This window comes from Acinetobacter sp. AG1 (assembly GCF_001005525.1).
GTDB classification, from domain to species: domain Bacteria; phylum Pseudomonadota; class Gammaproteobacteria; order Pseudomonadales; family Moraxellaceae; genus Acinetobacter; species Acinetobacter modestus.
In genome coordinates, this window is the sequence record NZ_LBMZ01000114.1 from 1 (window position 1) to 12,974 (window position 12,974).

13 protein-coding genes are annotated in these 12,974 nt (G+C 36.6%); 5 read left to right on the top strand and 8 right to left on the bottom strand.

Going from position 1 to position 12,974, the window contains the following annotated elements; translation table 11 throughout:
• Positions 1-192 precede the first annotated feature (192 nt).
• From AAV96_RS10725 to htpG, 3 genes are all read left to right on the top strand, one after another.
• Complete coding sequence (locus tag AAV96_RS10725) at positions 193-792, top strand: OmpW/AlkL family protein (RefSeq protein ID WP_046739302.1); 600 nt, start codon at positions 193-195, stop codon at positions 790-792.
• Between the two features lie 133 nt (positions 793-925).
• Positions 926-1,276, top strand: a complete 351-nt coding sequence (locus tag AAV96_RS10730) for a lysozyme inhibitor LprI family protein (protein WP_046739303.1) — start codon at positions 926-928, stop codon at positions 1,274-1,276.
• 116 nt (positions 1,277-1,392) lie between these two features.
• Positions 1,393-3,312, top strand: a complete 1,920-nt coding sequence (gene htpG / locus AAV96_RS10735; protein ID WP_046739304.1) for a molecular chaperone HtpG — start codon at positions 1,393-1,395, stop codon at positions 3,310-3,312.
• 90 nt (positions 3,313-3,402) lie between these two features.
• Here htpG and AAV96_RS10740 read toward each other — a convergent pair whose 3' ends face one another.
• The 5 genes from AAV96_RS10740 to AAV96_RS10760 form a co-directional block, all read right to left on the bottom strand.
• Positions 3,403-4,284 carry a hypothetical protein gene (locus AAV96_RS10740; protein WP_046739305.1) on the bottom strand — a complete coding sequence of 294 codons (882 nt, stop codon included), beginning with the start codon at positions 4,282-4,284 and terminating at the stop codon, positions 3,403-3,405.
• 131 nt (positions 4,285-4,415) lie between these two features.
• Positions 4,416-5,546: a hypothetical protein gene (locus tag AAV96_RS10745; RefSeq protein ID WP_046739306.1), complete on the bottom strand. Its 1,131-nt coding sequence runs from the start codon at positions 5,544-5,546 to the stop codon at positions 4,416-4,418.
• Between the two features lie 194 nt (positions 5,547-5,740).
• Positions 5,741-7,183, bottom strand: a complete 1,443-nt coding sequence (locus tag AAV96_RS10750; RefSeq protein ID WP_046739307.1) for a hypothetical protein — start codon at positions 7,181-7,183, stop codon at positions 5,741-5,743.
• An 11-nt stretch (positions 7,184-7,194) separates the two neighbouring features.
• Positions 7,195-7,380, bottom strand: coding sequence for a hypothetical protein (locus AAV96_RS10755; protein ID WP_004659320.1), 186 nt, complete (start codon positions 7,378-7,380; stop codon positions 7,195-7,197).
• Between the two features lie 393 nt (positions 7,381-7,773).
• Entirely contained in the window at positions 7,774-8,469 is a 696-nt protein-coding gene (locus tag AAV96_RS10760; RefSeq protein ID WP_046739308.1) for a DsbA family oxidoreductase, read from the bottom strand.
• Positions 8,470-8,645: 176 nt separating this feature from the next.
• Between AAV96_RS10760 and AAV96_RS10765 the strand changes: the two genes are divergently transcribed.
• On the top strand, positions 8,646-9,395 hold the full coding sequence (locus tag AAV96_RS10765) for a hypothetical protein (RefSeq protein WP_046739309.1): 750 nt from the start codon (positions 8,646-8,648) through the stop codon (positions 9,393-9,395).
• A 58-nt stretch (positions 9,396-9,453) separates the two neighbouring features.
• Here the strand turns inward: AAV96_RS10765 and AAV96_RS10770 are convergent, their stop codons facing one another.
• Positions 9,454-10,152, bottom strand: a complete 699-nt coding sequence (locus AAV96_RS10770) for a hypothetical protein (protein ID WP_005218622.1) — start codon at positions 10,150-10,152, stop codon at positions 9,454-9,456.
• Positions 10,153-10,442: 290 nt separating this feature from the next.
• Between AAV96_RS10770 and AAV96_RS10775 the strand changes: the two genes are divergently transcribed.
• Positions 10,443-10,943 (top strand): hypothetical protein, encoded by a 501-nt coding sequence (locus AAV96_RS10775; protein WP_046739310.1) that lies wholly within the window; start codon positions 10,443-10,445, stop codon positions 10,941-10,943.
• A 55-nt stretch (positions 10,944-10,998) separates the two neighbouring features.
• On the opposite strand, the gene AAV96_RS10780 is transcribed toward AAV96_RS10775, so the two are convergent.
• Complete coding sequence (locus AAV96_RS10780; RefSeq protein WP_046739311.1) at positions 10,999-11,622, bottom strand: PH domain-containing protein; 624 nt, start codon at positions 11,620-11,622, stop codon at positions 10,999-11,001.
• A gap of 168 nt (positions 11,623-11,790) precedes the next feature.
• Complete coding sequence (gene fadA, locus AAV96_RS10785; RefSeq protein ID WP_004802276.1) at positions 11,791-12,963, bottom strand: acetyl-CoA C-acyltransferase FadA; 1,173 nt, start codon at positions 12,961-12,963, stop codon at positions 11,791-11,793.
• Positions 12,964-12,974: the final 11 nt, after the last annotated feature.

The following is a 12,974-nucleotide window of genomic DNA, read 5'->3' on the forward strand; positions in this document are numbered from 1 at the left end:
TTTATAATGATTTAAGTTGATTAAATTGGTCTGAATTATTTTTTATTACATATTTTAACAAATATATTTTTTTATTATTCAATATATTACAAAATCAATCAAAAAGGTTGGAATTAATATGTATTGCATAATATAAAAACACGTGTTTATTATGTTGAACAAGAACATAATTTTTTAAAAGAGGTTGTTTAAATGCTAAAAAATGTATTAGTTGTTGCATTATTGGGGTTATCATCAACTGCGTTTGCAGGTGGTTTTCAGGTTAAGGTCGGTGGTAGTGTTATTGCGCCAACAGATGAAACAAAAATTGCGGTAGGTACCTTAAAAGGTGACAATGAGTTTGCTTTTACACCTTCAGTAGAATATTTCTTTGGTGATACGCCATTTTCAGCAGAGCTATTACTCGCAACACCAATTGCACATGATGTTTTGCTAGATGGTGAGAAAGTAGCGAGAATTAAGCATTTACCACCAACAATAACATTCAAATATAATTTGAAGAATTCAACAGGTTTTACACCTTATATCGGTGTTGGTGGCTCAGCATTTCTTGCTTGGGATGAACAAACCACAGGTGGATTAACTGGTAAAGATTTATCAGTCAAAGAAGATTTTGGTTTTGCAGGTCAAATTGGTTTTAATTTTAAACCAGCTGATGCAAAGAACTGGGGTGTTTTCTTTGATGCGCGTTATGCACAATTAAGCCCAGAAGTTAAAATTAATGGAACTAAGTTGACTGATTTAGATATTAATCCAATGGTCTATACTTTGGGCTATAGCTACAAGTTCTAAGGCGATTTAGATTTAAAGAAACCTCACAGATCGTGAGGTTTTTTATTTTGCAATCGCAACATAAAACAGATACAAGCCTGAAACAGAGCGTACTGTAAGCTAACAACTAGTTTTTAATAAGTTGTGATCGGTGATGAAAAAATTATTAAACTCAGCATTATTTCTTATGTCATTACTCATTTTATCTCAAACCCATGCCGCCAGTTTCCCATGCAAAGCTGCAAAATTAAAATCGGAACAACAGATTTGTAACGATCTTGGTTTAAATGATGCAGATGTAAAACTGGCAACAACTTACCAGATTATTTTGCACGCACTACCTATGGGAGGACGTGATGCAGAAAAAGATAAGCAATTCCAATGGTTGAAACAGCGTAATTCATGTGCAGCAAATACTCCCTGTCTTCGTCGTGCTTATGCGCAAAGACAACAGCAATTGGATCAACTTCTACAAACACGTATATTGAGCCAAGGACCATTCTAATTGTTCTTTTGCGCATTTTTTAACTGAAAAAATAAAACACAAGGATTGAAATATTCAAGATATGCACCATTCATAAATCATTCCAAATATATAAGCCTCAAGATAAGGAGTGATTTATGAGTGAACAAGTCGCACAAAATTATAGTTTCCAAGCTGAAGTTGCTCAGTTATTACACTTGGTGACACATTCGCTGTATTCCAACCCAGAAATTTTCTTACGTGAACTGATTTCAAATGCTTCGGATGCTTGCGATAAGTTACGTTTTGAAGGGATTAATCACCCTGAATATTATGAAAATGATGCAAACTTACATGTTCGTGTGAGCTTGAATAAAGAGAATAAAACTTTAACTATTTCCGATAATGGTATTGGTCTGAGTCAACAAGAGGCGATAGAAAATCTTGGTACGATTGCAAAATCGGGCACTAAAGATTTTATGTCAAAGTTAAGTGGTGATCAGAAAGCCGACGCACAGTTAATTGGTCAATTTGGGGTTGGTTTTTATTCTGGATTTATTGTAGCCGATAAAATTACGGTTGAATCACGCCGCGCTGGCTTAGAGACTGCTGAAGGTGTGCGTTGGATCAGTGGCGGTACAGGTGAGTTCGAAGTTCAAACAATTGAGAAAGCAACTCGTGGTACCGATATCATCTTGCATTTACGTGATGATGCACTCGACTATTTAGAGTCGTGGAAAGTTAAACAAATCATCAATAAGTATTCAGATCACATCAGCTTGCCAATCGAAATGCAAAAAGAAATATGGCAAGAAGAGGAAGTCGCTGAAGGTGAAGAGCCTAAAGGCGGTCAGATGGTTAAAACGGATGAATGGGAGGCGATTAACTCTGCTAGCGCATTATGGACACGCAGTAAGAGCGAAATCACTGATGAGCAATATATCGACTTTTATAAAAACCTCAGCCATGATTTTGCAGAACCTCTAGCATGGGCACATAACCGTGTCGAAGGTAGTACTGAATATACACAGTTATTGTATATCCCAAGTCAAGCCAAACAAGATCTGTTTACACGCGAAGCAAAAGCGGGTATTAAATTGTATGTGAAGCGTGTATTCATTTTGGATGAAGCAGACAACCTCATTCCAAACTATTTACGTTTTGTACAAGGCGTGGTCGATAGTGCTGATTTACCATTAAATGTCAGTCGTGAATTACTTCAAGAAAGCCGTGATGTAAAAACCATTCGTGAAGGCAATGCGCGTCGTATCTTGACTTTATTGGATGGTTTAGCAAAGTCGGAAGATGAAAAAGACCAAGAGAAATTTAAAGCTTTCTATACTGAATTTGGTTCGGTATTAAAAGAAGGTTTAGGCGAAGATACCGGTAACCGTGAACGTATCCTAAAATTATTGCGTTATGCGACGTCAACCCATGATGAAATCTCGACTTCATTTGCTGACTATAAAGCACGTATGAAAGAAGGGCAGAAAGCGATTTACTACGTGACTGCTGATAACCTTACAGCCGCGAAAAATTCGCCACAACTTGAAGTGTTCAAGAAAAAAGGCATTGAAGTATTGCTCATGGCAGATCGTGTTGATGAGTGGGCAATGAACTTTGTATTTGAATTCGATGGCACACCACTGCAAAACGTTTCTAAAGGCGCTGTTGATCTTGGTGACTTACAGGATGCTGAAGAGAAAAAGGCTTTAGAACAAGCGGCTGAGCAGTTTAAACCTGTCGTCGATCGTTTGAGTACTTCCTTAAAAGATAAAACCAAAGAAGTGCGTGTTACGACGCGTTTAGTTGATTCACCAGCATGTTTGGTAACGAGCGAGGGTGAACTTTCTCCGCAATTGATTCGCATGTTGAAACAAGCAGGTCAAGCAGTTCCTGAGATTAAACCAACACTGGAAATTAACCCTGAACATCCATTGGTAAGAAAACTAGAAAATTCAGCACAGTTTGATGATCTTGCGAATGTGATCTTTGATCAGGCGGTGATAGCAGAAGGTGGCTTACCAGAAGACCCAGCAGCCTATGTAAAACGTATCAACAGTTTATTATTACAATAAGTGATTTGACCTAAAAACCTCTGCTTCGGCAGAGGTTTTTTATATCTATTGATAACATTTAAGTTATCCACAGTTATGTTGGTCTTTTGATCAAAACTGTGCTTCAAACTTCATTTGATAGTTGAAAGAATATCCTTGTTCACTCGTTGGCATGTTTACATAATTAATATCATTTTGCATAAAAACCCAATTACGCCAAATTGGTCTTTTCCAAGAAAAATATGGCCCCCACTCATTCACACGAAGAGTCTTGTTTTCATAATCACCTGTACTCAAAATTCCATAGGTGAGATTGTTTTGAGAAAACAGATTTAATTTCTGAAAAGTACGATTACTCCATACATATTCTGAGTCTTGAGTTTTAGAAAAGTTAAATTGCGTGGAAATCTGTGCTTGTTGCTGAAATTTTTGGGTTAAATCTAAGTAGGTTTCCGCATAGTTTTTACTGCTTGAACCGTAACGAAAGATTTGAGTTGTATTGAGCCGTAGCCCTGAATACAAGATCCAGTTTTTCTTTGCTAGAAATTGGACATAAATATCTGTATCTGAATTTGAACCTAAATCTAGATCATTATGAAAGGGCAATAAATTAGAAATGGTTGACCAACTTGCGCTGAGTGGATTCGGCGTGGGAATTGTTTTGTGGGCATTGTGCTTGGTATTTTTGCCTAGTTTTTTAGGCGGTTGGGTTTGCTGAGCACGTTGCCATAAAGTGTCATGACCAAAAACCTGCATAAGTTCATCGGCAAGTTGTTGATCGTTGCTTACTTCATGAGCTTCATCTGTAATCACCGTAGAACATTTTAAAACATGATGTACTTGCGAATGTGGCTGTAAAAAAGATTGATGAGCAAGATGTGTATGATGTCTATTGATTGGGATTAAAACAGGAAAAAAGGGGAGCAGTAGGTAACCTAAATATAGATTTCCTATAATCAAAACATACACAAGTATGGCGTATCGATGATTCATGCATAAAAGAAAAATTAAAGAATCAAATAATAACAATCAAAGCTTAATTAATTATTTATTTTATAAGATTGTATAAAAATGAAAATGCTCAATTAAAATTTAAATTAAGCATTCAGATCATTTAAATGAATTTAGAATAGGGTTTCAAGACGAACGAAAGTACTAACGAAATGACTGCGATCTGAACGATGATCATTGAAGTAGTTTAGATCACCTTGTACATAGAACCACTCACGCCATAAAGGTTGTCTCCAAGAAACAAAAGGCCCCCAACTATTTAGACGCAAGTCATTATTGTTGTAATAGCCACCTGTATAGAGACCGTAATTAAAATTGTTATGCGCAAAAAATTGGTGTTGGCGGAAAATTCGATTGTCCCATAACAAATCATCATCTTGTTTGTCAGCGTAAGTTAAACTGAATTGATTTGAAAGAAAAGGTTGGTTGGGGCGAGCATGTATCAATTCTAAATTTGTACGCAGATAGTTCTCACTTTGACTACCATATCGATAGATTTGTTCAGCATTAAAGTGGAAATCATTGCGCAAATCCCAATGCTTCTCAGCTCTTAGACGTAGGTAAACATCATCACCAGAACGAATACCAATATCTGCATCTGTTTCAAATGGTAGTTTTTTGGAAAAATTAGACCAACGTAATGCAAGAGAACCATTGCTGTCACGTGTTTGTTTAGAATCAAGTTTTTTATTTGGATCTTGATTTGGTTGTGTATTGGTATTGGCAATATTATTTTTAAATTCGTCATCTAGAGAATCATCACCAAAAACTAAGCTAAGTTTTTTTTCTAAAGTTGGAAGTTTGATTTTTCCTCGAATACGAGGTTTAACTTCATAGTTATCATATTCATTCCAATAATTGTCCAACATAAAACGAATCGTTGCCGAAGCTGGTTTTTCAGGGTCGACATCACCAAACCAGTCATCAATCTTAACCGAGGTTCGATCAGCCCAGTTGCGAATATCACGCTGTTTACGATCAACCCAAGTTTTATTCTCAGTTTCAGCGGTTGGAGGAACAATAGATTGATCAGATTGTTCAGGAAGAACCGTCGGACTCGCATCTACCCATTTAGGAATATAGTCTAAGAAATTTTCTTGATTTGATGTTTCCGCTTTGGGAATATTATTCTCAGTTTGTTCAACCGGTTTAGTTGCTGCACTGACAGTTGTTGATAAACCGAATGGAAGTGCAATGAGCGTATATAAAATATATGATGGTACCGTTTGATTTAAAGTCGTCATAGTTAAAACTTATATATTGTTCTTCATTTAACTTTTGATTATTCATACAATAAAATCAAGCTAAAGACACAAAAAACAGCAATTTAACAATGCTTTTGAAAATTTGAATGAGTATTTATGAAAATCTACCATCAAACTTACAATAAGCAATCACAAGTTTGATGGTGGATTAGATGTATCTTAAAAATAGATATTTAGGTCGCTGAAACATCCGCATTTTCGAGTGCTTGATAGAGATCGTGAACTGAAATTGGTTGAGGGAGACGGCTAATCACTTGACGTATTAATTGCCATGTATAGCCGTCTGCACGATCTAACAATAGATACGGATAAGCTTGATCTTCGCTCGATAATTTTACGCGTTCTGCGCCGTGTAGCACTCTTATTTTCTGGCGCTCTTTGAGGAGTATGACTGGCGTCAGAAAAGTCGCTGTTGTTTCTTCAAAAGGAATAAATTTTTGCGTGTTAATAAAGGCAGCAGGAATATAAGGGTAAGATCGCTCATTACGTTGCCAAACTTGACTACCATTCATGATACATTCATTAAATAATGTTTCATGTTGATGGTAATGTTGTTTAAAAATAACCCAGTCTGTTTGATGAATCGAGCTTGTTTGAGTATGACGTTGGTCTGTATAAGCTTGTAAGATTGTTGCAGCATATTCGACACTATGAGTACCAATAAGTACGACATAATGTGAAAACTGTCCTTGAGCATAAAGCTGTTCAGCAACAAAGATTTGAGCTGTTTCCCAAACAGGTTGAACGTCATTCTCAGCTTTTAAATATAACCAATCAATTTTAATATTTTGATCAATCTCATCGTGTAGCTCTACACGATATAAAGATGGAAATGTTTTAGGATCGATACGCTCTAAGCGACAAACGAGTCCATCTAAATTAAAATCTTTTAGCGCAACAGGTTTAGCTTTATTTAGATTTGCAACAGGACGCACATTTTGTCTAAAACTTGGTTTAGGCTTTGTAACCGTTGGCATACTTGGTGCTGGAGCATTGGGTACAGATTGAATTCTTTCCTGAATAATTGCTTCGAGTTGTGCTTCAAAATTCGCAGTTTCTTCTCTCATTGCAGATAATCTGTCCTTGTGAATTGTCTGATTTAGATCTAACGATAATTCTGTTGAAGTTTGATGAATTGGTTCTAAAACAGGGATGAGACTTTTGAGTTCATCATCTGTTTTTATATAATCACTTGTGCTCGTTTGAATCCATTCAAGTGCTTGTCGAGTAGATGTAAACCAAGGGCTCTTTATAAAAGACAATGCAGGACGAATAACCCAAATTTGCCAATGCTGTGACTGACGTAAAGCTGCCCATCCCATGTCGCCTGATGCAAATAAAGCATGTTCAACACGCCCCATAAATTTAAATGTTCCGCGATAAGTGAGTGCATACCCAAAGCTTTCTAATTCTTCAGCCGAAAATTCTTCTTGTTGAATAAATTCTTTAAATGGAGTGAGTTGTTCTTGAAACAATGGATCGTCACAAGAAGCACAAATATCCTTGATACGTTGCTTTGATTTTGCAATCTCAAAAAGTGAGTTTTTATCGTTGTTTAGCCCAACAATGAGATGTTTGAGCTCATCAACCAATAATGCTTTCTCTAATACGTCCATTGATAGTTTCCTTAGAGATAGGCTTGAGCCTGTTTCAAATAATGAATAAGTACGATATTCACAGCATCATCTAACAGTTTGTATTCAGGTGTATTCGTCAAATTATGCTGTCTAGCCAAGGCTACAAGTTGCTCAATGCATATTTGTTCGGGTTGAATCTGACCATTTATTAGGGCTTGTAACTCTTGAATTTTCATAACAAAAGAATGTCACTTTATGACGATTATAGAAGAAAAATATGCAAAATCTATAGACTGCAAGTTAGTAAAAAATCTCATTTAGGTATTCCAAATAGAGATTTTGATCATGTTTTGGCTTTCAAAGTATCAACATTTTAAAACAATAAATCGGATAAATAGATCGCGCTGGGGAAGTATATCTATAAATCTATCTCTGTAGTGTGATTTTAATCACATTTTTTTTAGTTAAAAGTTGATCAATAAAATACTTAGTTTGTTACAGAATTTACCACTAGAGATAAACGGTATGCTTTTTAAGATAATAGGTGATGTAACTATCACATCTAGCTAGAATAGTTTGCTGCGCACAAGCTTCAGACAGTTGCTGAAGCTTGTATTTTAGCTAGCTTGTTAAGGCTTAATTTCGCATTGATCATCGCTGCATTGGGCTGTATCTGTTTGCTGAATTTCTTCTGCAGAAGCAGATTGAGCCTGTTGTAATGCCTGTAAGAAAATTTCACGCGGTTGTGCACCTGAAAGTGCTAGTTTTTGATCAAAAACAAAAAAGGGTACACCCGTTACATTTAATTGCTCATGGGCAATTTTTTCATCATGGCGAACAAAATCTGCTAGTTCATCTGAATTCAATACATACTCGACTTCAGCATGATCCAAACCAATCCGTGAAGCGATTTCTTCAACCACTTCACGTTCACCAATTGCAAGACCTTCAGTCATATAAGCATGAAAAAAAGCTTCTTTTGCTTCGTTACCCAAGCCTTTGCTTTGAGCCAAATGGATAATACGATGTGCATTAAAGCTGTTGCCTGAATTGGCTTTTTGCCATTGAAAGTCAATGTTTTCAGTCGCTGCCATAGCCGCAACATTACGTTCCATTTCTTCCATTTCAGCAAAGCTACGCCCATATTTCTTTGCTAAGCGCTCCGTATTTGAAGTCTCGTGTTTAGCTGGAGCATCTGGATCGAGTTCAAAGCTATGCCAATGAATATCAAGCTCAATTCCTGCTTGTTCAGCAACATGTTCAAGACGCTTTTTCCCAATATAACAAAAAGGGCAAACGACATCTGACCAAATATCTACGCGCATAGCATATCTCTACAATTTCAGTTGATTTGATAATAGGGGCGAAAGTATGAAATTTAAAGCGATGAAAATGTAATGCTCCGTTACGAGAAATGAAATAAAAATCAATTAACAGTCTGTGTTTGATTGATTAAACTTAAATTCAGAACATAAAAAATATAAATATACTTGGAGGCTGCATGCGCCGTTTTTTATTATTTTTAACTGTAGTCGTGATTTGTTTGGGTACATTCTTTTTCTATCAATATCGCGTAAAGCAAAATGCAGCCAATACAGAACAAATGTTTGAAATTGTTATGGCTGAAAAAATGCGTGAGCTCTATGATCAAGCGCAGGATTGGAGCAAGCCTATACAACTCAACGTGCATGATGATCGTTTATCTGGTGATTATAAGTTGATGTCCGAGTTTCTACTTAGTTATTGGATGCAAAATGTTGAGGCAAGAAATGCTTATTTAAGGCAACTCAAAGCAGCAAATTGGGATACTTTTTTAGATGTCGAACGTTTAGATCAAGACCGTCAAAAAGGTTATCGTGAGACTGAAAAAATGCTTCAGGATGTTCGAAAAATCTCGACTGAATACGGAATAAAGAGACAGAAAATACAGGCAGATTCACTTGAACAAGCAAAAAATCTTGCCATTCATAATGAAATGAGAAAATCCTTACAAGAAAAATTGCAGAATAACCTGAAAACAGACAAGGCGCATGACATTTTCCCGATTGAACAACAAGTGATTGAGAAAGCACAAGCGATGTTTGATATGTTAAAAACCTACCCTTGGCAAAGAGAAGATAACAAGATTCTTTTTGAGGAAACAGCACAAGTCAAAAAGTTTAATTCGCTTTATCAAGATGTGCTCAGATTAAATCAGAAGATGGATAAAATTAAGCAAAACAATGTTGAAGTATTAGATGAAGAATTATAATTTCGTGATGCAATGATGCCTTGCATACATCATTGCATGACTGAGTTCGAGCTTAAGCTTAATCAAAGATCTTTTCTGCTGCTTGGAAAGGTAGACTCACTACATCAATCGCCACGGCAAAAGGGAGCAATACCAGTTTTTCCAAAGGATTCATACCTGATTTTGATTTATAACTTTCTTCTTTATTGGTATAGATAGAGACTTGATAAGGCTTACTTAAGGCTTTGAGTGAACTTAGATTATTTGCTGTAGGATAAACCACACCAGCGAGTTTGATATCGAAACAGAAGCGTTGAGCTTGCATACGTTCATCACTTGAAGAAGAACATTCTCTCGCACCATTCTCAATGAAAAACTCTAAATCTTTTTTGCTCAAGTCTTCTTTTAGTTTTATATATGAAAGGGGGAGTGTGCCCGAAAAATTGCCATCATTTTTTTCAGAATAAAAGCTTAGCTCACGTGTAATTTGAATATTTTTTGGGTCGAGTTTTGTGATCAAACTCACAAATTGGGATCCACCTTGGGTGAGGATATAGCTATTTTTTTGCCCAGCGATTACGAGACTATCTTTAGGTAAATTTGAAGATTGTTGAGCGGGTCTTCCAAATGCAATGACAGTATCTTCAACTAAAGTAACCTTAGTTGTGCGAACATAAGTTTTACTGTCTTTGGTAATAAGGGTTTTAGTTGCACAACCTGCTAAACATAATCCTGTAATCGATATCGCTGTAGTCATTTTAATTAAAGTTGAAAACATCCATTTCTCCCAATCGTTTTTTAAAGTATAGAAAATAATCAATATTTATAAATTCACTCGAGCACAGTAATCAAAAAAACGAGCTTATGCGAGATTTTTTCCTCTTTTATCTATTCATTTTACAAAGATCAGACATATTATTTGATTCGCTCATTTTATCTTACGTTCAAAAAAATAATCCTATTTACCGTTTATCAGAGTGATACAGAATTCAATATTACTTTGTTGTAGGCTTAAGCTTACAGTTATTTTTATTTAATGTTTAAGGTGAATGATTTTTGGAGCAAGTGATGAACTTTCTAAAACGATCAGCGCTGATGATGGCATTTACTTTGGTTGGGTTTTCAGCAGTACATGCCGAAGAGGTTGCAACTTTACCAACCATTCGTCTTATGGCTGAATCTGAATTACGTGAAGAAGTCGTAGGACCTACTCCATTTCAAGAAGATAAAAAAGTACGTCAAGCACTTCAGCATCGTATTTATAAAACTCATACTGATATGCAGAATGCAGAAATTCCTGAGAATATTAGTGCAGTTGAATTTGAACCAAAGGTGCAGTCAGGCTTATCTCAAGTTTCACCTGGGTTACAAGAGTATATTCTAGCAGTGGCTTCAGGTTTTCAATCATCTGATCCAACTAATGGTGTATTTAAAATATTAGAGCCACTTAATATAAATCGAAACAATATTGATGGCATTCGTGATGGTTCGATTAAAGTCAATTTGAATGATATTTTGTTATTACAGCAGCAAATTCAAAATGGTTTAAAAGATTTTAGACAACCATAGCTTATATCATTGATTAAGATAAAAATCCCCGCATATATAGTGGGGATTTTTTCTATTATTGTTTGAGATAACGCTCAAAAATACTAGAGAAATCATAATTTTCAATTTGTTTACGGCGTTCAGTAAATTTATTTTCAACTTGAATCGTCGTCTGTGAAATAATATCGGGGAGATTTAACAATACTTGTTCTGGTAATTCACGCAGAGAAAACATGTTATTCACAGCTTGTTGAGTAATTACTAGTGAATTTATTTGACGTTCAATTTCTTTACACGCTTCTCCAATACTAAACAGAGCTTTATACAAATCTCGTACTTTTTCGATTTGTGATTTTTCAATATCAATGGAATAACTTGCTCCACCAAGTTGGAATTTGATTTCGACATCGCGATCAATTGTACCTGCGGTTTCAAGCAACACGCGACTGATCTGATAATGTTTATAAGGATAGCGATTTAAAGTGCGTTTTTTGCTGACCGCACTGGTACCATCAAGATGAATAAATGATGTGTTAGTGAAGCAGTATTCATCGGTTTTTGCTTTAATTAAAAAGAAAATTTTTTCATTGTCTTCATGGAAAATATAGTCATCAATATCAGTTTTATCATAATCTTGAGGTTCAATAATCTTACCGATATCACTGGTTCCCATTAAATCGGCTGCCATATTTTTAAACATTGTTAGAACCTTATTATTTGTTGGAATAGCGATCATAATTTGCCGTGTATTGTTCTGTCTACAGTGGGCATTTGTATTTTAAGAATTCTATACAACCATGAAACGAATTTTGATCGCATAAAAAAATCCCCGCAAAATGCGGGGATTTTCTTTTTATCTTAGTGTCGATTAAACACGTTCGATAATGGTCGCGATACCTTGACCAAGACCGATACACATGGTCGCAAGACCGATTTGGGTATCTTGTTGTTCCATCACGTTCAACAAGGTTGTAGTGATACGCGCACCAGAACAGCCCAATGGGTGACCCAATGCAATCGCGCCACCATTCAAGTTGATGATGTCTTGTTTGTCATATACGCCTAAGCCTTTCATGACTGATAAGCCTTGAGCAGCAAATGCTTCGTTTAATTCGATGGTCTGGATATCCGCCATGGTTAAACCAGCACGCTTAAGCGCTTTTTGAGTTGCAGGTACTGGACCATAACCCATGATTGCAGCATCACAACCCGCAATGGCCATTGAACGAATCACAGCACGTGGTTTTAAACCCAATGCTTGAGCGCGCTCAGCAGACATCAACAACATTGCAGATGCGCCGTCAGAAAGAGCAGAAGAAGTTGCTGCTGTTACTGAACCACCTTTAGGATCGAAAACTGGTTTCAATGCTTTGAATGCTTCAAGGTTAGCATCCGCACGAATGACTTCGTCGATGTCGCAAAGGATTTTGAAGCCATTGGCATCATGACCTTCAACACCAACGATTTCGTTTTTGAAACGACCTTCTTGAGTTGCAGCCCAAGCACGACGGTGAGATTCAACACCGAAAGCATCTTGTTCTTCACGAGAGATACCGTTCATACGACCTAACATTTCAGCTGTTAAGCCCATCATGTTCGATGCTTTCGCATAGTGTTTAGATGCTTCTGGGTTAAGGTCGATGCCGTGCATCATACCGACGTGGCCCATGTGCTCAACACCACCAATGATGAATACATCACCTTGGTTAGTTGCAATCTGTGCAGCAGCTGTGTGGATTGCTTGCATTGAAGAACCACAAAGACGGTTTACTGTTTGACCGCCAGCAGTTTTTGGAATATCAGCCAATAAACCAATGTTACGAGCAATGTTCATACCTTGCTCTAAAGTTTGGTTTACACAGCCCCAAATTACGTCTTCAACTTCATTGGTATCAAACTGGTTACGAGCAACAAGTGCACGTACTAATTCAGCAGATAAACTGTCGGCACGAACATTGCGGAACATACCGTTACGTGATTTGCCCATGGCAGAACGAACGCCATCAACAATCACAACGTCACGTGGATTTAAAGTAGCCATTCACGTCGCTC

Bases quoted from the DNA above. Each gene is read 5' to 3' on its own strand.
- AAV96_RS10725 (WP_046739302.1), top strand. From the start codon at position 193: ATGCTAAAAAATGTATTAGTTGTTGCATTATTGGGGTTATCATCAACT.
- AAV96_RS10730 (WP_046739303.1), top strand. From the start codon at position 926: ATGAAAAAATTATTAAACTCAGCATTATTTCTTATGTCATTACTCATT.
- htpG (WP_046739304.1), top strand. From the start codon at position 1,393: ATGAGTGAACAAGTCGCACAAAATTATAGTTTCCAAGCTGAAGTTGCT.
- AAV96_RS10740 (WP_046739305.1), bottom strand. From the start codon at position 4,284: ATGAATCATCGATACGCCATACTTGTGTATGTTTTGATTATAGGAAAT.
- AAV96_RS10745 (WP_046739306.1), bottom strand. From the start codon at position 5,546: ATGACGACTTTAAATCAAACGGTACCATCATATATTTTATATACGCTC.
- AAV96_RS10750 (WP_046739307.1), bottom strand. From the start codon at position 7,183: ATGGACGTATTAGAGAAAGCATTATTGGTTGATGAGCTCAAACATCTC.
- AAV96_RS10755 (WP_004659320.1), bottom strand. From the start codon at position 7,380: ATGAAAATTCAAGAGTTACAAGCCCTAATAAATGGTCAGATTCAACCC.
- AAV96_RS10760 (WP_046739308.1), bottom strand. From the start codon at position 8,469: ATGCGCGTAGATATTTGGTCAGATGTCGTTTGCCCTTTTTGTTATATT.
- AAV96_RS10765 (WP_046739309.1), top strand. From the start codon at position 8,646: ATGCGCCGTTTTTTATTATTTTTAACTGTAGTCGTGATTTGTTTGGGT.
- AAV96_RS10770 (WP_005218622.1), bottom strand. From the start codon at position 10,152: ATGTTTTCAACTTTAATTAAAATGACTACAGCGATATCGATTACAGGA.
- AAV96_RS10775 (WP_046739310.1), top strand. From the start codon at position 10,443: ATGAACTTTCTAAAACGATCAGCGCTGATGATGGCATTTACTTTGGTT.
- AAV96_RS10780 (WP_046739311.1), bottom strand. From the start codon at position 11,622: ATGTTTAAAAATATGGCAGCCGATTTAATGGGAACCAGTGATATCGGT.
- fadA (WP_004802276.1), bottom strand. From the start codon at position 12,963: ATGGCTACTTTAAATCCACGTGACGTTGTGATTGTTGATGGCGTTCGT.